The following is a 19,130-nucleotide window of genomic DNA, read 5'->3' as shown; positions in this document are numbered from 1 at the left end:
AAATCATTGATTGGAATATGGAGTAGCGCGTATGTCGAACATGCAACTGGATACCCTTAGACGCATTGTACAAGAAATCAATGCGTCCACCAGTTTGCATGAATCACTCGATATTATGGTCAATCAGGTCGCAGAAGCCATGCATGTGGATGTCTGCTCTATTTACCTGCTCGATGAACGCAATCAACGCTACTTGCTCATGGCATCAAAGGGTTTAAATCCTGAGTCCGTGGGGCATGTGTCTCTACATACCAGTGAAGGTTTGGTCGGTTTAGTCGGACAACGTGAAGAAATTGTCAACCTAAACGATGCGCCCAAACACGAACGCTTCATGTATTTACCCGAAACAGGCGAAGAAATTTATAATTCCTTCCTTGGCGTGCCTGTCATGTATCGTCGTAAAGTGATGGGCGTTCTTGTGGTGCAAAACAAAGATAAACAAGACTTTTCTGAAGCGGCAGAATCCTTTTTAGTGACGCTCTGCGCCCAGCTTTCTGGTGTCATTGCGCATGCGCATGCCGTGGGCAATATTGATGTGTTCCGCAAACCCAACAACCTGCCTGCCTACAAAACCTTTCAGGGCGTATCAGGTTCGGGCGGGATTGCACTGGGTCGTGCGGTAATTCTGTATCCACCTGCAGATTTGGCGGCTGTACCTGATCGTGAAGCTGAAGACATTAGTGAAGAGTTAGAATTACTAGACAACGCACTAGATGCAGTGCGTCAAGAAATTCAGGCACTAGATGACAAAATGCAGGATGCCTTAATGGCAGAAGAACGCGCTTTATTCAGTGTGTTCCTACGCATGTTGGATGAAAATGCCCTGCCTGCAGAAATTAAAGAACTGATTCGTGAAGGGAACTGGGCACAAGGTGCAGTGCGTATTGTAATTGACAATCACATTGCCCTATTTTCGCAAATGGAAGATGACTATTTACGCGAACGTGTTTCTGACCTGAAAGATTTAGGGCGTCGTATTCTCGCCTCTTTACAAGAAGCCGATGCCAGTCACCGTGAACTGACCGATGAAAGTATTTTAATTGGCGAAGAAATTTCCACAGCAGCTTTGGTAGAACTGCCTGTCGATAAAATTGCAGCAATTGTCACCACCGAAGGCGCAATGAATTCTCACATGGTCATTGTGGCACGTGCTTTGGGTATTCCAACCGTAGTTGGCGTAACTGAATTGCCCATCAACAGCCTAGACGATGTGGAAATGATTGTAGATGCGCACCAAGGTCGGGTGTTTATCAACCCGCCACGTCGCATGCGGACACGCTATAAAGAAATTCAAAAAGAAGAAGAACAGATTGCCAAAGACCTCAAGCAATATGAAACCAAAGATGCCATTACCCCTGACGGCGTAGCGGTAAAATTGTATGTCAATACAGGCTTGATGATTGACGTGGTGCGTGGCGTACAACGCGGTGCTAAAGGTGTTGGTTTATATCGTTCTGAAATTCCATTTATGCTGCGTGACCGTTTCCCGGGCGAAGAAGAACAGCGTGCTATTTACCGCCAACAGCTCAGTCACTTTGCCAACAAACCTGTGGTGATGCGTACGCTAGATATTGGCGCAGACAAGGACTTGCCGTACTTTTCGATTGAAGAAGAAAACTCAGCCTTGGGTTGGCGCGGGATTCGCTTCACGCTAGATCATCCTGAAATTTTTTCTTCGCAAATTCGTGCCATGCTCAAAGCCAGTATTGGTTTGAATAATCTGCATATTTTGCTGCCAATGATCACCAGTGTCAGCGAGGTTGAAGAAGCCTTGTATTTGCTAGATCGTGACTTGCAAGCAGTGCAGGAAGAAGAACAGGTTAAAATCACCAAACCGAAAATTGGCATTATGGTAGAAGTACCGAGTGTGCTGCTGCAAATTGATGAATTTGCCCCGTTGGTGGATTTTTTCTCGGTAGGATCAAACGATTTAACCCAGTATTTATTGGCAGTGGATCGTAACAATCCGCGTGTGGCCAACGTCTATTCACACTTTCATCCTGCAGTACTGCGCGCCTTAACCCGCTTGGTGAAAGAATGTCATAAATATGACAAGCCTGTGAGCGTTTGTGGCGAAATGGCAGGAGATCCGCTGTCTGCGGTAATTCTGATGGCAATGGGCTTTAATACCCTGTCGATGAGTTCAAGTAATATCTTGCGGGTGCGTAAAGCAATTTGTCATGTACCGATGACCGATGCGCAACATTTATTAGATCAGGCGTTAAAAATGAATAATCCGCTGATGGTGAAAAGTCTGATGGAATATTATTTTAAAACCCATGGCTTGGGCGATATGGTGAAACTAGCGACACGTATCGTATCTCCATAAAACTTAGTTTAAGCCTCAAGCAACACACCATTCACTCCAAAAACAACAAGGGCGATAATCATCGGAATATCGCCCTTGTTTGTGTTTGCTATAGCCTCGTTTGGCATTTTTCTTACGGTCTACAAAAACCTGACTTTTGTTGACCTCATGCATGTGCTTTGCCACAAAGTTATGCTGAATAAGCTCTGGCTGTTTTTTCTTTGCCATAACGCTGTTCCTTTCAGTTGATTATTGAAATGAGCAGTATGCCTGCTCTATATAAATGGAGGTGTTGGCGTAAAATTCAAGCCGATAATATCTGCAAAAAATGGTTAATCTTCCTCCAACCGTCCACGTAAGTTGGGCAGCCGATCATACGCTTTTTTGTACAATTTACAAGCGATTTACCCTAAATAGTGCTAAGATAAAAATAAGGGTGAAAAACTTACTAAAAGCAGTTTTACTGGATTTTTCTGACGGTTATTTTTGAAAGCTATTTTAAAGAATATTCAGCTGCTTTACCCATACAATTATAGCACGAAATTCTAAAAAATTTTATTACTTTGCAAAGACTTAGTAGTTATAAAATCCACTAGAAAAATGGCAATGATTGGCTAATATGAATATAGAAGATCAGTTAAACAAGACCATTAAAAACAGGAGTCAAATCTATGATTTATGAAGTATCTGGAGATATTTTACTGAGCGAAGCACGTGCAATTGCTCACGGTGTTGCCCCTAACGATAACTTTGCTACAGGTTTGGCTTTAAGTCTGCGCGAGCACTGGCCTGCATTGTATAAAGACTTCCGTAACTATTGCCATATTTACCACCCTAAAGCGGGCGAGCAATGGACTTGGGTCAATGCTGAAGGTCAACGCATTGTGAACTTGATGACTCAGGAAGCCGCTTATGACAACGGTTCAAAACCTGGTAAAGCATCAACAGAATACGTAAACCGTACTTTGAAAAACTTAAAACAGTTGATTGAAGAAGAGAAAATTGAAAGCTTGGCATTACCACGTCTTGCAACAGGTGTAGGCGGTTTAGATTGGGAAGATGTACGTCCACTGATCTACAAACACTTAGAAGATTTGGATATTCCGATCTACATTTACACGCTTTATCAAAAAGGTGTAAAAGCTGAAGAGCCTGCGAAGTAAGTATTGCCAGATCAGCTTTGACTTGATCTATTGAGTGTGATTATTCAACACTTAACTGAAAGAGACGGTTCGATTCACCCGTTTGGTGTTTGCCAAGCGGGTGAATTTTTTTATGTGTTAACTATGAGAAGCACTGGATTTTATGCCGCAAATGCACGCTGTAAAATGGCGGCAACATCTACCTGTTCAGGTTTCAGCATACCCACCACTTGCCCATGCGATTCACTATAACGTGACTGAATAAAACCCTGTGCAACAAAGTCTGGGGCATAACGCAGCAACAATACCGCTTGTGCCAAGATCACTAAACGGCTGACTAAAGAACGTGCCATAAATTGTAAATCTTGACCATTCGTGCTCTTCAATAACTGCTGCAAACGATCTAACTCACGGCTCAAAATAGCATCTGTAATGGCAGTACCCGCCAAGTCTTGTAATAACACCTGAATTAGCCCAGGTTCTCGCTGCATGGCGCGTAGCACATCTAAGCACATCACATTGCCTGAACCTTCCCAAATGGTATTCACAGGCGCTTCTTTGAAAATACGTGCCATGATGCCGTTATCGACATAACCATTGCCACCAAAGACCTCCATCATCTCACCTGTAAGCTCCACAGCGCGTTTGCATACCCAAAACTTCGCTGCAGGCGTCATTAAGCGCTTCCATGCCAAAGACACAGCATCATCGCTTTCATAACAATGAGCCAAATGAAAACTGAGTTGTACTGCAGCTTCGGTTTCCAGTGCTAAATCTGCCAAAACCGCCTGCATTAATGGCTGATTAGCCAGTGTCTGCCCAAAAGCCTGACGCTGTCGGGTATAGGCAAGGCACTGCACAAGGGCTTGGCGGAGCATGGCACTACTGCCCACAGCACATGTTAAACGGGTGTAATTCGCCATTTCAATAATCGTGGGAATACCACGCCCCGCTTCTCCGATCATAACGCCCCAAGCCTGCTGAAATTCGACTTCTGAACTGGAGTTGCTGCGGTTTCCGACTTTGTCTTTTAAGCGCTGTACCTGAACATGATTTTTGCTGCCATCTTCCAACCAGCGCGGGACAAAGAAACAAGCCAAACCATCTTGCTCGGTATTGGCCACCACCAAATGTGCATCACACATCGGTGCTGAGAAAAACCATTTATGCCCTGTCAGTAAATAAGCTTGGCCTCGTCCTGTTTCTGCGACTGGAACGGCAAGCGTTTGGTTGGCACGCACATCTGAACCACCCTGCTTTTCGGTCATACCCATGCCCAGCCAAATAGATTTCTTTTGTGAAATCGGCACATCACGCGGGTCATATTCATGCGATAACAGTTTCTCACCCATGCTTGCCCACAACTCAGGTTCACGCTGAATGAGCGGAATGCTGCCTAAAGTCATAGAATTTGGGCATAAATTACCGCACTCAACCTGTCCTGCCAAATAAAAACGACTGGCCCAATCGACCCATTTTGCCGTAGATTGCGGTTGCTTAAATGGATGTGCATGCGTGTCAAACTTACGATTCAGCGCCATCCAGTGATGCCACGCAGGATGAAACTCCACTACATCTTTACGACGTCCACGTGCATCGAAGGCATGTAAAATAGGCGTATGCCGATTGGCTAAATCGGCATAATGATAATATTCTGCCGATGCTGCAATGTGCCCCAATTCACTCAGTCGGGTCTGATCTTGACTGCCATAACGGGTTAAAATTTCTTGTAAAACCGTATCGGTTTCAAATAAGTTATAGTCTTGTAATTCATCAAACTGATTTTGAATTTGATGGGTCATCCATGTCTGCATTGTGTCACTCCTAGATAAACGCGGTGCTATCATTGCATTCAGTATAGAGAAAAATATGCGCTCAGGTGTTCGGCTTTATTTATGAAAAATTCTGAGGTTCAAGTGCGCCGTAAGCCGCGCCAATCAAGGGCTAAACTGACTCAAGAGGCTTTACAAGAAAGTTTTGTTCGGCTTTTGCATGAACGCTCGGCAGCTGAAATTACCATTCGCGAAATTACCGATTTGGCAGGTGTCGGTTTAGGCACTTTTTATGAATACTTTGCCAAGAAAGAAGATTTACTGGCATTGACGATTCACCTGCAAGTCAAACAGCATGCAGAACGCTTAAAAAGTTATGCCCAACAGCAACTTGAGTTATCCACAGTTGTTGAAATAAACCGCTATATCGCAACAATCATTCAGTTTCAGCTTCAGCAAATTCAGGCACAACAATGGCTTTGGGCACAGACTTTTTTACTGGAACGACAAGTTTCACACATTGAAACTTACCAAAAAAGTTACAGCATGATGCTGCAAATGTGGCAACAGATATTCGCACCTGTCATACATAATGCCGAACTACAACTGCGCCTTGCTTTGAATCTGCACCGCATCAGCTATGGCTTTATTTCACAAAGTTTATTAATCAATCCGCATTTTCAAGATTGGGGCACCTTGTACACCGATATTTCACTAGCAATTCAACCGTTTTTAGTCTCTGTTTCAGATATTTAATGCTGCAAAAACTATTAGGGTCTGTTGACACTTCGTCTATGTTTGCGACGACGCATATTTTTTTAGCTGATATAAGGCATGAGATAGGGAATTTAGTCATTCTAAGTGACTGACACATAACGTAATAGCAGCAAAAAATATGCTTGTCCTGAAAGGCTGTGACTAAAACTTTCTCAGATTGCGTTATGAAACTTGGCAATAGTCTCGCTATTCCCTGCGTTTCATGCCTGATCTGCTCAGTTTTAGCCTACAGCGCAAGCCATTTATGAAATGTCAACAGACCCTGATTTCCACACAAACAATAATCGAATACACCAATCATAAACAATAAATTTATCTATTTGTAAAATTATAAAAATCGTTTTACATTAAAATGGTGAGATTTGAAAAGCTTTCATCTACAAAGCCCGATCTGCATGGTATTGTGGTGTTGTAGTTGATTTTTTAAACAAACAAAACGGTTCATGGCCGCTTGTTTTAGAAGCTAAATTTCTAATACAGCCCACCACATGATGATCACAATAATGGAGAACAATGATGAGCCAAGAGATAAAAAAATGCCCTGTAACGCATTTAACCACCGATGCAGGCGCACCTGTTGTAGATAACCAAAATAGTATGACTGCGGGCGCACGTGGCCCACTTCTTGCCCAAGATTTATGGCTCAATGAAAAGTTGGCAAACTTTGTACGTGAAGTAATTCCTGAGCGTCGTATGCATGCCAAAGGTTCAGGTGCGTTTGGTACGTTTACTGTCACGCACGACATCAGCCAATATACCCGTGCCAAAATTTTCTCTGAAGTTGGCAAAAAAACTGAAATGTTTGCTCGTTTCTCTACCGTTGCAGGTGAGCGTGGCGCTGCCGATGCAGAACGTGACATTCGTGGTTTTGCTTTAAAATTCTATACTGAAGAAGGCAACTGGGATTTAGTCGGTAACAACACACCAGTGTTCTTTTTCCGCGACCCACGTCAATTCCCTGACCTGAATAAAGCGGTAAAGCGTGACCCACGCACCAACCTGCGTAATGCGACCAATAACTGGGATTTCTGGACTTTGCTGCCAGAAGCACTGCACCAAGTCACCATTGTGATGTCGGATCGTGGTATTCCTGTGGGTTATCGTCACATGCATGGTTTTGGTAGCCACACCTATAGTTTTATTAATGCCAATAATGAGCGTTTCTGGGTGAAATTCCACTTCCGCACTCAACAAGGCATTCAAAACCTGACCGATGCAGAAGCAGCAGAATTGATTGGTCGTGACCGTGAAAGCAGCCAGACTGACCTTTACAATGCCATTGAACGTGGTGATTTCCCGAAATGGACACTGTTCGTGCAAATCATGCCTGAACTGGATGCAGAAAAAGTCCCTTATCACCCATTTGACCTCACCAAAGTTTGGCCGAAAGGTGATTATCCACTGATTGAAGTGGGTGAATTTGAACTGAACCGTAACCCTGAAAACTACTTCCAAGATGTTGAACAGGCTGCCTTTGCACCAAGCAACCTTGTACCAGGAATTAGCTACTCGCCAGATCGCATGTTACAAGCGCGTTTGGTCAACTATGCCGATGCTGCACGTTACCGTGTTGGTGTGAACCATTCACAAATTCCAGTGAATGCTGCACGCTGCCCTGTGCACTCAAACCGTCGTGATGGTCAGGGTCGTATGGATGGCAACTATGGCAGCTTGCCACACTATGAGCCAAACAGCTTCCATCAATGGCAAGAGCAACCACAATACCGCGAACCACCGCTAAAAATTCGTGGCGATGCAGATTTCTGGGATTATCGTGAAGATGATAGCAACTATTTTAGCCAGCCGCGTGCCTTGTTCAATTTAATGAACCCTGAGCAAAAACAAGCACTGTTTGATAACACGGCACGTGCGATGGGTGATGCTTTAGACTTTATTAAGTATCGTCATATTCGTAACTGTTATGCATGTGACCCTGCTTATGGCGAAGGCGTTGCAGCAGCTTTAGGCATGACCGTTGCCGATGCGCAAGCAGCACGTGCCAGTGACCCTGCACTTGGTCAGCCTGGCGTACTGTAATCTTTGTAGTTAAAGATCAAGTCAGTCTAAACAGCAAGACTTTAAACACCAAAACAAAGCCCCTATTTCGATAGGGGCTTTGTGTTCTATATCTATCATTGCCACTTTTCAGTAGCGTGAAAAGTAGCGTGTCACTTTTATTTAAGGTCAAGTTTTTAAAAGATTAAACAATTAATTTCTTACCTTCACGAATACAATAAAACGGATTCATTAATTTAGATGAACGCTTCATGGCATGATGCAAGTCTGCCTCTGGTTGCTCACGCCCTTCATCGGTCAGCTCAAAAGTGCGGTAATGAATGGCCAAAGAACATTTGGAATGTAAATCTTTATGGGCCTGAAAGGCATCTTCAGGGTTCATATGCATATAACGCATCAGATTCCGTGGCTCGTAAGAACCTATAGGTAAAAGTGCCACGCGCGGTGCGCCAATGCGGGTTTGGATTTCTTTAAAGTGTGGCGAGTAACCTGTATCGCCCGCAAAGAAGCAATGATCTTGCCCATGCAAAATAGAAAAACCGCCCCATAACGCCATGTTCTGATCACGTACGCCACGCCCTGAACCATGTTGTGCAGGGGTGTAGACAATTTTCACTTCTTTAAATAAAGCCGATTGCCACCAGTCCATTTCAATCACATGCAAATCAGGCGGCAAATACCAAGCATTGCCCAAACCTGTATAAATAGGCATGGCAAATTGATGATTCAGCCATTTTAAGGTGGCTAAATCCATGTGGTCATAATGGTTATGGCTCAAGAAGACGGCATGAATGGTCGGTAAATCTTCCAGTGCAATCCCTGCAGGACAGGCACGTTTAGGCCCTCGCCCCTGTTTCGGACTGGCATGCTCTGCCCAGACTGGATCGGTTAAAAAGTTATACGGTCCAATTTGAATCAGCACCGTTGCATGCCCCACAAACCAAACTTGCCAATCATCCAAACTGGCGTGTGGACGTAATTGTGGCAAAGCACTTGGCGCTGTAAAAAATTGCTGTGCTTCTTGTTGCGGATTGACATTCCAACTGTTCGATTTGCGTTTTAGCAACCATTTCAATAAATCAGTTTGGCTGCGCCCCTCAGGACACGCAATCGGATTAAAAAACTGCGCTCCATCATAATGATTTGAAGGCAAAAACTGCAGCTTGGGTTTACGCCAAGTATGCGACCAACAGGCTTCCGTTGGCAGTTGAAAATGCTTTTGTTCCACGTTGTTCATGTAAGCCCAATAATATATAGCGCATCTACCATGATGCTTTTTATCCTGATCTGTTCAGAAAAAAACACAGCTTTGGTTCATGTGTTGACTCTATCACGCATAGTAGCGAAATCAAGCAGGCAATTTCCTTTATGTTTTTGTTGTTTTGAGAAAAAAGTCGTATCGACAGCGGGTTAATGATCGGAAATTTACACCTCAGATAAACGAGGCTTTAGAAAAACCTAAACACGGGTATAGCAATGCGGGCTTAGCGTTTAGCAAAATATTGTTCGCGCCATTCTTTCCAGAAATACATCACAATCCCGAACATCACCACGGCAATGCCAATAAACGCATTCATGCTGATGTGTTCATTATTTAAGGTCGCACCTAAAATTAACGCGATGATGGGAGTCATCACATTACTTAAAGATACGGTTGAGGCATTTAAACGACGAATCAGCCAGAAATAACACAGCATGGCGACAATAGACGACATGATCATGGTAAATACAAAACCAATCATGGCTTGGCTGCTTGGCATTTGAGTCGGGAAATGCGACCAAATAAAGGGAATTAATAACAATGACCCTGCCGATGATACCAATAAAGAACCTGTGGCTTGTGACATCGGCTTTAAAGGAGCATTGATTTGTTTGACCCAAAAAATTGAGCTGATATAGGACAGCATACTGATAAACATCAACACCACGCCCCATGGATTCACTTTGCTGTCGGCAGAGTCTGCAAAGACAAAGCTGAGTCCTGCAATCGCAATTGCCATCCCTGTCCACTGTAAGGCAATCAATTTTTGCGTGCGTAAAATCACATGACCAATCAAGCCTGCGATTAAAGGAGAAAAGCCAAAAATCAGCGCCATTAAGCCTGAAGTTAAATAATTGGCAGCCAAGTAAATAAATAGCTGTGCACCAATTAAATTCAGACTACCCGCCAAATAGCTTTTCACTGAGGTGTGATCAAAAGGCAGTGGATCGCGCATCAGTTTGAGCAAGCATAGCGCAATCACGGAAGCCCCAATGTAGCGGATAATCAAGACCCACATAGGGTGAATTTCCTGCACACTCCAGACAATCGCCAATGGCGTGGTCGCCCAGATTAATACTAACAAGGCATAAATACTGGCAGTTACCACAACAGGAGATGTATTCGCATTCATCGCTTGCTCAACATAAAATGGACACTTTTATTCGGCAGATAAAAAACAGACCCAAGTTGCCTCAGGTCTGTTTGATAGCAGTTCAAGCTTACTTCACCAATTTGCGAAGCTCTTGGCTCACATCTAAATATTTGTCAGCTTCAAAAGCAGCTTGCTTGGCAATCAGCTTTTTCAAGTGACGCATATCTTTGGCTGAGTTGACGGTAATTCCGCCCACAATCACACCATCGGTCACACCAAACAATACGAATGAAGACTCACTGCGTTTGGCAGCATCCATCTCACCACGCACATGCCATTCTGCTGCCGACATATCTCCTACAAACTGGTAGTTAATGTCGAGCTGATCAGTCCAAAACCACGCAGGATTGGCCACAGGATGTTCCACGCCCATCACATGACGCGCGAATATGCCTGCTTGCAGGTTGGCATTTTCCCAAGTTTCTACACGACGATGATTGCCACATTCACGCAGTTGTGATGCGACATCGCCCGCAGCATAAATGTCTGGGTTTGAGGTTTGACAGTTTTCATTCACATGCACGGCAAAGTCTGCATCTAAGCCTGCTTCAACTGCCAGTTGTGCGTTTGGAATAATCCCAATACCGTAAATCACCGCATCGGCACGTAGTTCTTCGCCACCTTCTAGGGTCACGACAATTTCTTCACCATCTAGCTTGCAATCTGCAATTTGCGTAGACAGACGTACATCAACTCCTGCCAATAACTGCTGTTGCAGTAAAAACTCACTCAAGATGAGTGGTGATGAACGTCCCATCACCATTGGTCCCATTTCAATGACAGTTACCTGACAGTCTTTAAAACGTGCAGAAGATGCCAACTCTAAACCAATCACACCACCACCAATTAAGATGATGCGACGACCCGCTTGTAATACAGGGACTAAGGCTTGCGAGTCTTCAAGATTACGCAACGTGTAAACGTGTTTACCTAAGGCATCAAAATTTGGCAAGCGACGTGCAGCACCGCCTGTGGCAAGCAACAACTTGTCGTAGGCAATGACCTCACCATTTTGCAATTCAACCGTATGTGCTTCGGCATTGATTTTGCTCACGCCATTGCCACGAATAGTGGTCACACCTAGTTCTGCCAATTTTTCTTCCGACAGAATTTCGATTTTGGTTTCTTCAGGACGCAAAATCACATCTTTAGACAGCGGTGGACGCTCATAAGGCAAATGTGTTTCATCTCCAATTAAGATGATGTTGCCTGCATATTGATTGCCGCGCAGCTCAAGAATGGCACTCGCCCCTGCCTGACCTGCCCCCACAATCACAATTGTTTCTACACTCATGGGCTTAACCTTTTAACTCGGCAGATACGATGCCAAAGCCCGCAATCCACTCACTAATATCTTCATAGCAATGCGTGGTCATTTCATACGCACCCAGTTCATCTAACGCAGCAAAAGCAGCCATCCACGAACGGACTTCCTGACCACCACGACCACCATCTCGACGAATTTCAGCTTCGGTCATGGCTTCCATAGCTGCAAAGTCTGCCTGTTTGAATTTTTCAAGCAAGGCAATATCCCACTCAGGGCTTAACGGTACAGCCACAGAAGTATCGCCTGCAGCAAGTTTCTGACCGACTGCAATCACTTTGGCCTGACGTGCATGACGTGCTTCAGGGCTCGGATTACGACCTGCAATTAAAAACTCTTCAACTTCAGGCGGTACTGAACCCATTTGTGGCGTTGGTGGATCGTGTGAAAGACCACCTGTACCCAAGACCAAAACGCGCTCATTTTCAAGATTCAACGACTTGATGAATTGACCCACAGCACGACCCAAAGCAATGGTACGCTTGGTGGTTGGCATCGGTGCTGCAGCGCCATTAATAAATACGGGAATGGTTGGATAACGATCTAGCTGCCCCTCACACAAAAAGTGTAATGGCTGAGTCACCCCATGGTCGGCCTGCATACGATACGAATATGCAACATCTACACCTTCATCCAACACACGGCGCACCATTGCCAAGGCTTTGTCTTCAGGCACATCAATACGGTTGTTGTCTTTGCCGTAGTCCCAGTCACCCGCAGCCGTAGCACGAATACCGACACAGAAACTTGGCATCAAATCGTAAAAGAAACCGTTGAAATGGTCTGGACCAAAGGTAATGATCAGGGTTGGATCGTAAGCTTTGACTTCGGCAGAAAGTTGCTCAAAGGCAGCACGAACTTTTTGTTCTTTAGATTGATCTTGCGGTGTTGCAAATTCCATTAAAGGACTGTGCGATGCACAAATGAGTTTAACGGCCATGAAAGACTCCTAAATAAGGAAGGCAGCCCAGAGAAAGGCTGCCGATTCGTCTATTGAATTTAGACTCAATTTTATTCGTCAAAAAAACCTGCACGTGGTTGACGCAAACCACGAATACCCAAACCACATTCTGCATTGATCAGAACGCCAGTCAGCGCACGGTTATTTTGACGCGATGCCAAGAGCACATACGAACCAGTCATGTCTTCTGGCTCAGGCAAGAAATTCAGCGGCATACCGCGTGCAATTTTTTCAGGATCACGTGCATCGAGTAAGCCTAGGTTTTCCTGACCTAAAGATGCTGCGCCCTTAATATTGACATTCATCGCTGAAGGCGCAACAGCATTGACACGTACTTTAGGTGCCAATTCATAAGCCAACTCTTTCATGATGCCAACACCTGCATGTTTAGATGCAGTGTAAACAGGACCACCGCCTGAAGAATACAGCGCAGAATTGGATAAGGTTAAGATGATAGAACCTTCAGATTTCACCAACTCATCCAGTGCTGCTTTTGCCCCCAAGATTAACGCCTTGGTATTGATGCCCATGATTTCATCAAAGGCTTTTTCAAGCTGCTCACCAGAAGTATTGACGATATCTGCGTAGTGATCCCAAATCCCTGCATTGCCAATAAAGCAATCCAGCTTTCCAAAACGCTCCACAGTGGCCTGCACAGCACGGACATTGTCTGCATAGTTGGCAACATCACCAGCGACTGCCACGATTTGATCACCAAAACGTTCTTTTAAGGCATCAACTTTAGATTGTGAGCGCTGTAACACGCCCACATGCGCACCTTCTTCAAGAAAGCGCTCGACCAAAGCCCAACCTAAACCAGAACCGCCACCTGTAATCAGTGCCACTTCGCCTTTTAGCCAACCCATGCTTACTCTCCTGCCATTTCTACATATAACGCGCCGTCTTCAACCACCACAGGGAAAGTTTGAATCGGGTCGGTGGCTGGCAAGCATAATGCTTGACCAGTCTTTAAACAGAAACGTGCAGAATGCAGTGGGCATTCAACTGTGCCATCATCTTCAAGATAACCTTCAGACATTGAGGCATTGCCGTGTGAACAACGGTCATTCATGGCAAAGAACTCACCACCGTTGTTGAATACTGCCAGTGCCTCGATACCGTTCACACCGCAGTCCACTTTTAACGCTTCGCCTTCGTCTAATTCGTCAACTTGGCAAACAAAGATTTTATTCATTAGAAGAATACACTCAGGTTGTGTGAGTTATAGGTTACTTGGTCAAGCACAATCTTACGGTTGAAGATCTGGAAGCCTAAGCCACCTTCAACACGACGGATTTTGTCATGGCGCTTACCACAGTAAATGGTCACGTCTTTCTCTTTTTGAGTACGGTACAACAAGTAAGTCACGTGTACGTCGTATTCGCCTGCTACCTCTGTCGCTTCAACAATCACGTTGCTGACCATGTGCGTTGTACGTGACGGAGGTTCTTCAGCCCACGCCATACCAGTTTCCAGACGTGCAACACGGCGCTCAAGCAAGTGTTTGTTGTCGTTGAACACCCACGTTGTTGGCGGTTCAACTGAGCGACGACGGTCACGAGTTTGTGCATTTGGTGTAGTACGCAAGGTATAAGAAATGTCTTCTGCCATGAGGTCTAACCACTCACGGAATTTCCAGTCGTCCAGCAATTTTGCTTCGCGATACAAGAATTGGCTCACTTCATGTTGAAGTTCTAAACTGATTTGACTCATTTCATTAGCTCCTTCTCGTATTCGTCAGCTGCTTTTTCAACGTCTTCCCATTTTTCATGGATCAGCAAGTCTGCCCAACGGCGGTACATACCACGTGCTGCAGTTTCAGAGAAAATGTAGTTGGTGATTCCTGGAATACCATCTTCACGTACTTTTTCGTTGCCTTTACCCATTTCTACAATGAGCTTGTTTTGACGTGCTTTATAGCCGCGCAATACTTTTTGAATTTCAATCCAGTTCTCAGAGTCATCTTGCTCTAAGAAACCTGCAGGACCGAAAGCACGTGTTGCAGAACGCTCAAATGCTTCTTTCACGTCTTGAGGTGCTTCAGCATCGGCAATACAGAATGCCCATACTTCAGTTTTGTTTGGCCCACGTGGATGCCATACGCGCAGTGTTGCAGTACCGTTCAGCCAAGACAGTGTTGGGAACATGGTGTTGTGACCTGCAAGACGTAAGGCACGTACTTCGCCTAAACGCTCTTTCACTTCTTCGTAAGTTTCACGGAAATAGTTGGCAACTTCACCGTCAACCCATACGTTTGCATCTGGTTTTTCTGTAAAGAAGAAACCTGAACCGTGACCACGTGAACCATACTGAATCGCATCTTTGGCAGTTTCCCAAACAGGACGAGCTGTTTGCGCTGCACCTAATTGTTTGCTGCTGTCATCATCTGGTTTTGCACCAAGTACCTGAATCGCAGAGGCGTGTGAGAACAAAGCGTGATATTGGTCAGAAGCAAACTGTTCTGCAGCAAATTTCCAGTTACAGTCAATTTCCCACTTGTGTACGCCACCAATAATTTCAGTACCACCCGGACGACGGTCAATCACGCCATCTAAGTACCAAGCGATGTCGCCCATATATTCTTCTAGGTCTGGAGTGGTTTCATCCCAGCAACCAAAGATCAAGCCTTTGTAAGACTTCACGCGGTTCACTTCCACCAAGCCCCATTGCTCTTTACAAGCACCTTGTGGATACGCACGTTCTTCTAAAGGAATATCTTTGAGTGAACCATCAATACCGTAAGACCAACCGTGATATGGGCAAGTAAATGCACGGGTATTACCACAGTCTGCAAAGCTCACACGCATAGAACGGTGACGGCACTGGTTTAAAAATGCTTTGATTGAACCGTCTTTTTGACGTGCCACAATAATTGGATCTTCACCCATGTAGGTGTTGAAGAAGTCGCCAGCTTTAGGAATTTGGCTTTCATGACACAGGAACAACCACGTACGGCCGAACACACGTTCAAGTTCTAATTCGTAGATATCTGGATCTGTATAAATAGATGGAGTGATACGTCCATTTTGTGCATCGACCAAAGCGTCGATTTCGCGCACATCAATTTTTCCACTCATGAAAAGCTCTCCTGTGACCAACAACGGCACAAAGTAAATAGACTCAACTTTTGATGGATAATGGTTTTTTAGGGACGTTTAGTGAAATATTTTTTTTGTTTCAATTAATAGTTTTTATAGATTAATCCAACATTATATTTTGCATTTAAATCGTTGCATAATGATGAAACCCTATTTACTTCGTGAATGACACAATAATTCTCACCGAATAGTTGTTTATAGATCATTCTTTTATTAATCTATAATTAGACATATTTTAAATTAATCTTTGGAATGGTTGTATGGAATTACGTCACCTTCGCTACTTCATTACCGTTGCTGAAGAACTCAACTTCAGTAAAGCCGCACTTAAACTTTATACGGCTCAACCTTCGCTGAGTCAGCAAATTAAAGATTTAGAAGAAGATGTCGGCGTTAAGCTACTCAACCGTACCAAACGTAAAGTCGAGCTAACCGAAGAAGGTGCTGTATTTTTAGAACAGGCGCGTCTGACTTTGGCGCAAGCCGACAAAGCGGTTGCCATGGCACGTCAGGTGTCACAAGCCAAACAGAAAATGCTGCGTATTGGCTTTGTTCCTGTGGCAGAAATGAAAATTTTCCCTTTTGTACTGCCTAATTTACGAGTACAAAACCCAGAATTAAAAATTGAATTGCTAAGTTTGAACAACACTGAGCAAATGAAAATGATTAAAAAAGGTGAACTCGATATCACCTTTACCCGCCACAATATCAACAGTGATGAAATTGAGAGCCAGTTTGTACTGCGTGAACCGTTAATTTTTATTTTGCCCAAAGATCATCCGTTAGCAAAATACGAACGCATTCCTGTCAAAGCATTGAATGGTATTGATTTTATTATTCCTTCGGCAGAAGCTTCGTATAATCTGCATCACCTGATTGTCGATTTTGCCAAACAGCACAACATTGAACTAAACATTGTGCAAAAAGCTGACAACATTTTATTTAATATCAACTCGATTGGTATGGGCTTGGGTTGCACCATTTTACCGGGCTATGTTGCTCCGCTAACCATGGAAAATACCGTCATCCGTCCACTTGATGTAGAACTTCCACATTTAGATTTATACGTCAGCTACGGCAAAAACAGCCATTCCGCTGCGGTACAGAAATTTATGGAACTGCTCACACGTGTGTTCTATTTGGACATCAACCGCGAACAATAATTCTAAAACCACTCGCGTTTTTCAACCTTTCAAAAGTGCTTGCTGCTTGATGTAGTAAGCACTTTTTTGTGCATCCTAAATGCTAAAACAAAGCTTTAGACTTAAGTCTAAACTTATTTTTTTAATCTTTTTCTGAACTACTGCTCATTCTTACACTCAAACATTCGCATTTTTGCAGTCTGCTTTTTCCTCGCTTCGCTACCACATTTCCTGCAAATTACAACTTAAGTCTAATAAGTTAAAATAGGCACCCCATCGCTATTTTCTAAAATTAAGCCGATGATAACAGGCAGTAACACCTTTAGATTGCACATCCAGAAAGGATCAAGAATGATAAAAACACCCTTCAGCAGAATGAAAACAGGGATTCAATATCGTCCTTATTTTTTTATCAGTTTTGTGATTACCATTGTGCTGTATGCTGTTTTTCAGACCCTCACTGCATGGTCATGGTCAAGCTGTTTATTGATTAGCTGGAATATCGCGATTTCCTGCTATTTGGTTTTAACCATGCGCAGTTTGTGGCACAGCGATCATGCACATATTTTACAACGTGCCCAACAACAAGATGCCAGCAAATGGCTGATTTTATTCTTGGTATTTCTAACCTTAGTGATGTGCTTTATTGCGATCATTGTCGAGGTGAATTTATTTGCACAAAGTGAGTTTGTGCGCATGGGACATTTTATTTTATCCATTACCACTATTTTATGTGCTTGGTTTTTTATGCACACCATTTTTGCGATTCACTATGCGCATGACTATTATTTGGCACTGCAACAGCAGCAAGAAGGTGGTTTGGATTTTCCCAAGACGTCGCATCCAACCTATCCTGACTTTTTATATTTCAGCTATGTGATTGGTACATCTGCACAAACCGCCGATGTCTCGATTAGCTCACAACCCATGCGGGTACTGAACACGCTACATATTATTTTGGCTTATAGCTTTAATACCACTATTTTGGCAATTTGCATTAACTTGGTCGCGAGCTTTATTCAGCACTAAATTGGGTACATAAAACATCCATAAAAAAGGATGGCAAATTGCCATCCTTTTTTACCTCACTGCGCTTAATTTACGCCACGTGCAGTTAAGTAGTTTTTAATCACAGTGTTAAATTCTTCCGCTTTTTCAACCTGTGACCAGTGACCACATTGGCTGAAAATGTGTGCATCGGCATGTGGCACAATATTTAAAATATCCCATGTACGCGATACTGGAATCACCACATCTTGTGTACCGTGAATCAGCAATACAGGCACAGTGATGTCTTTCATTTTGTCAAAGTCGAGTGGGAACTCGAAACGGTCACGGTCACGCGCGCCCACAACATCCATTAAACGGTCTGAAGCATAGTCATTTTTTGCAGAAGCAAAACGGACTTTGACCAACTCATCTGTAATCAAGTCTTTATTTACCACGAACATTGAAAGCGTCTTTTTAATGCCTTCTTCAGTCAATACAGGATTTGCATGCGCTTTGAGGGCTGCAGTCTGTTTTGCACCGCCTGTACCCATTGAGATAATACCAAGAACACGCTCTGGGTAATCCAATGCCAACTGGAATGCCAACCAGCCACCCAACGAGTTACCCACCAACCAAGTTTTTTCAATGCCTAAGGCATCTAAAGTACGCACAGCATGATCGACCCATGCACGGATGCCATATTGTGTTCCTGGTGCAACCACAGTTTGACCATAGCCAATGGTATCAATGGCGATACAACGTGCTTGCTCACCAATTTGTGGCAAGTTTAACCACCAGTTTGCAGCAGCCGATACGCCTGTACCTGAACCGTGTAAAAATAGAATAGGTGTACCTTCACCCACTTCGTGATAATGCGTTAATTCGCCTTCTGCTGTTTCAATCCATTTATCTTCTAAGCCAAAGAATGGATCTGTTGTATAGTCAGGGATTTGAACAGTGCTCATATATACTCCTCGTACAGTCTTTAGCTTGCGTTTGGCTCTAGGTATAGAATTTGACGTCAAGTGGACTCATTCAACATTACTTTTTACAGGCTTATATTACCTGTTCACACAGCATCAACTGATACAAATTTACGATCACAACCCATAAAAAAACGATTAAACAACTCTTTGAATTTTATAACTTTAATAAAATAAAAGTCTTAATTTATATAAGGTATTTA

Annotated in this window: 17 protein-coding genes; 6 read left to right on the top strand and 11 right to left on the bottom strand. The window is 43.8% G+C overall.

The window, feature by feature from the left end; genetic code table 11:
• The first annotated feature begins 31 nt into the window (after positions 1-31).
• A complete protein-coding gene (gene ptsP, locus F947_RS12085; protein ID WP_004976082.1) occupies positions 32-2,329 on the top strand; it encodes a phosphoenolpyruvate--protein phosphotransferase in 2,298 nt (765 codons plus the stop codon).
• Between the two features lie 15 nt (positions 2,330-2,344).
• Here ptsP and F947_RS12080 read toward each other — a convergent pair whose 3' ends face one another.
• Positions 2,345-2,536 carry a DUF7230 family protein gene (locus F947_RS12080; protein ID WP_004976081.1) on the bottom strand — a complete coding sequence of 64 codons (192 nt, stop codon included), beginning with the start codon at positions 2,534-2,536 and terminating at the stop codon, positions 2,345-2,347.
• Positions 2,537-2,979: 443 nt separating this feature from the next.
• On the opposite strand from F947_RS12080, the gene F947_RS12075 reads away from it, so the two are divergent.
• Entirely contained in the window at positions 2,980-3,471 is a 492-nt protein-coding gene (locus tag F947_RS12075) for a macro domain-containing protein (protein ID WP_004976080.1), read from the top strand.
• A gap of 140 nt (positions 3,472-3,611) precedes the next feature.
• Here F947_RS12075 and F947_RS12070 read toward each other — a convergent pair whose 3' ends face one another.
• Complete coding sequence (locus tag F947_RS12070) at positions 3,612-5,264, bottom strand: acyl-CoA dehydrogenase family protein (RefSeq protein WP_004976078.1); 1,653 nt, start codon at positions 5,262-5,264, stop codon at positions 3,612-3,614.
• A gap of 81 nt (positions 5,265-5,345) precedes the next feature.
• On the opposite strand from F947_RS12070, the gene F947_RS12065 reads away from it, so the two are divergent.
• Positions 5,346-5,978, top strand: a complete 633-nt coding sequence (locus F947_RS12065; RefSeq protein ID WP_026438328.1) for a TetR/AcrR family transcriptional regulator — start codon at positions 5,346-5,348, stop codon at positions 5,976-5,978.
• Positions 5,979-6,515: 537 nt separating this feature from the next.
• Entirely contained in the window at positions 6,516-8,036 is a 1,521-nt protein-coding gene (locus F947_RS12060) for a catalase (protein ID WP_004976076.1), read from the top strand.
• A gap of 163 nt (positions 8,037-8,199) precedes the next feature.
• Here the strand turns inward: F947_RS12060 and F947_RS12055 are convergent, their stop codons facing one another.
• From F947_RS12055 to hcaE, 8 genes are all read right to left on the bottom strand, one after another.
• The gene (locus F947_RS12055) at positions 8,200-9,252 is read right to left on the bottom strand and encodes an MBL fold metallo-hydrolase (protein WP_004976075.1); all 1,053 of its coding nucleotides are present in this window, start codon (positions 9,250-9,252) and stop codon (positions 8,200-8,202) included.
• 247 nt (positions 9,253-9,499) lie between these two features.
• Positions 9,500-10,408: a DMT family transporter gene (locus F947_RS12050; RefSeq protein ID WP_004976074.1), complete on the bottom strand. Its 909-nt coding sequence runs from the start codon at positions 10,406-10,408 to the stop codon at positions 9,500-9,502.
• An 88-nt stretch (positions 10,409-10,496) separates the two neighbouring features.
• Positions 10,497-11,723 carry a 3-phenylpropionate/cinnamic acid dioxygenase ferredoxin--NAD(+) reductase subunit gene (gene hcaD / locus F947_RS12045; protein WP_004976070.1) on the bottom strand — a complete coding sequence of 409 codons (1,227 nt, stop codon included), beginning with the start codon at positions 11,721-11,723 and terminating at the stop codon, positions 10,497-10,499.
• Positions 11,724-11,727: 4 nt separating this feature from the next.
• Positions 11,728-12,693: a 3-carboxyethylcatechol 2,3-dioxygenase gene (locus tag F947_RS12040; protein ID WP_004976064.1), complete on the bottom strand. Its 966-nt coding sequence runs from the start codon at positions 12,691-12,693 to the stop codon at positions 11,728-11,730.
• Positions 12,694-12,764: 71 nt separating this feature from the next.
• Positions 12,765-13,580: a 3-phenylpropionate-dihydrodiol/cinnamic acid-dihydrodiol dehydrogenase gene (hcaB, locus tag F947_RS12035; RefSeq protein ID WP_004976058.1), complete on the bottom strand. Its 816-nt coding sequence runs from the start codon at positions 13,578-13,580 to the stop codon at positions 12,765-12,767.
• A gap of 2 nt (positions 13,581-13,582) precedes the next feature.
• Positions 13,583-13,909: a 3-phenylpropionate/cinnamic acid dioxygenase ferredoxin subunit gene (hcaC, locus tag F947_RS12030; RefSeq protein WP_004976057.1), complete on the bottom strand. Its 327-nt coding sequence runs from the start codon at positions 13,907-13,909 to the stop codon at positions 13,583-13,585.
• Positions 13,909-14,427 carry a 3-phenylpropionate/cinnamic acid dioxygenase subunit beta gene (gene hcaF, locus F947_RS12025; protein WP_004976055.1) on the bottom strand — a complete coding sequence of 173 codons (519 nt, stop codon included), beginning with the start codon at positions 14,425-14,427 and terminating at the stop codon, positions 13,909-13,911. The genes hcaC and hcaF overlap by 1 nt, the downstream gene beginning before the upstream one ends.
• Positions 14,424-15,791: a 3-phenylpropionate/cinnamic acid dioxygenase subunit alpha gene (hcaE, locus tag F947_RS12020; RefSeq protein ID WP_004976053.1), complete on the bottom strand. Its 1,368-nt coding sequence runs from the start codon at positions 15,789-15,791 to the stop codon at positions 14,424-14,426. The genes hcaF and hcaE overlap by 4 nt, the downstream gene beginning before the upstream one ends.
• Positions 15,792-16,072: 281 nt before the next feature.
• Between hcaE and hcaR the strand changes: the two genes are divergently transcribed.
• Positions 16,073-16,975, top strand: a complete 903-nt coding sequence (gene hcaR, locus F947_RS12015) for a DNA-binding transcriptional regulator HcaR (RefSeq protein WP_004976051.1) — start codon at positions 16,073-16,075, stop codon at positions 16,973-16,975.
• Between the two features lie 330 nt (positions 16,976-17,305).
• Positions 17,306-17,983: a DUF1345 domain-containing protein gene (locus tag F947_RS12010; protein WP_004976048.1), complete on the top strand. Its 678-nt coding sequence runs from the start codon at positions 17,306-17,308 to the stop codon at positions 17,981-17,983.
• 65 nt (positions 17,984-18,048) lie between these two features.
• Here the strand turns inward: F947_RS12010 and F947_RS12005 are convergent, their stop codons facing one another.
• Positions 18,049-18,909: an alpha/beta fold hydrolase gene (locus F947_RS12005; protein ID WP_004976044.1), complete on the bottom strand. Its 861-nt coding sequence runs from the start codon at positions 18,907-18,909 to the stop codon at positions 18,049-18,051.
• Positions 18,910-19,130: the final 221 nt, after the last annotated feature.

Source organism: Acinetobacter towneri DSM 14962 = CIP 107472 (assembly GCF_000368785.1).
GTDB lineage: Bacteria > Pseudomonadota > Gammaproteobacteria > Pseudomonadales > Moraxellaceae > Acinetobacter > Acinetobacter towneri.
The sequence above is the reverse complement of the archived record's forward strand: the minus strand, read 5'-3'. Positions and strand labels throughout refer to the sequence as shown.

Bases quoted from the DNA above. Each gene is read 5' to 3' on its own strand.
- ptsP (WP_004976082.1), top strand. From the start codon at position 32: ATGTCGAACATGCAACTGGATACCCTTAGACGCATTGTACAAGAAATC.
- F947_RS12080 (WP_004976081.1), bottom strand. From the start codon at position 2,536: ATGGCAAAGAAAAAACAGCCAGAGCTTATTCAGCATAACTTTGTGGCA.
- F947_RS12075 (WP_004976080.1), top strand. From the start codon at position 2,980: ATGATTTATGAAGTATCTGGAGATATTTTACTGAGCGAAGCACGTGCA.
- F947_RS12070 (WP_004976078.1), bottom strand. From the start codon at position 5,264: ATGCAGACATGGATGACCCATCAAATTCAAAATCAGTTTGATGAATTA.
- F947_RS12065 (WP_026438328.1), top strand. From the start codon at position 5,346: ATGAAAAATTCTGAGGTTCAAGTGCGCCGTAAGCCGCGCCAATCAAGG.
- F947_RS12060 (WP_004976076.1), top strand. From the start codon at position 6,516: ATGAGCCAAGAGATAAAAAAATGCCCTGTAACGCATTTAACCACCGAT.
- F947_RS12055 (WP_004976075.1), bottom strand. From the start codon at position 9,252: ATGAACAACGTGGAACAAAAGCATTTTCAACTGCCAACGGAAGCCTGT.
- F947_RS12050 (WP_004976074.1), bottom strand. From the start codon at position 10,408: ATGAATGCGAATACATCTCCTGTTGTGGTAACTGCCAGTATTTATGCC.
- hcaD (WP_004976070.1), bottom strand. From the start codon at position 11,723: ATGAGTGTAGAAACAATTGTGATTGTGGGGGCAGGTCAGGCAGGGGCG.
- F947_RS12040 (WP_004976064.1), bottom strand. From the start codon at position 12,693: ATGGCCGTTAAACTCATTTGTGCATCGCACAGTCCTTTAATGGAATTT.
- hcaB (WP_004976058.1), bottom strand. From the start codon at position 13,580: ATGGGTTGGCTAAAAGGCGAAGTGGCACTGATTACAGGTGGCGGTTCT.
- hcaC (WP_004976057.1), bottom strand. From the start codon at position 13,909: ATGAATAAAATCTTTGTTTGCCAAGTTGACGAATTAGACGAAGGCGAA.
- hcaF (WP_004976055.1), bottom strand. From the start codon at position 14,427: ATGAGTCAAATCAGTTTAGAACTTCAACATGAAGTGAGCCAATTCTTG.
- hcaE (WP_004976053.1), bottom strand. From the start codon at position 15,791: ATGAGTGGAAAAATTGATGTGCGCGAAATCGACGCTTTGGTCGATGCA.
- hcaR (WP_004976051.1), top strand. From the start codon at position 16,073: ATGGAATTACGTCACCTTCGCTACTTCATTACCGTTGCTGAAGAACTC.
- F947_RS12010 (WP_004976048.1), top strand. From the start codon at position 17,306: ATGATAAAAACACCCTTCAGCAGAATGAAAACAGGGATTCAATATCGT.
- F947_RS12005 (WP_004976044.1), bottom strand. From the start codon at position 18,909: ATGAGCACTGTTCAAATCCCTGACTATACAACAGATCCATTCTTTGGC.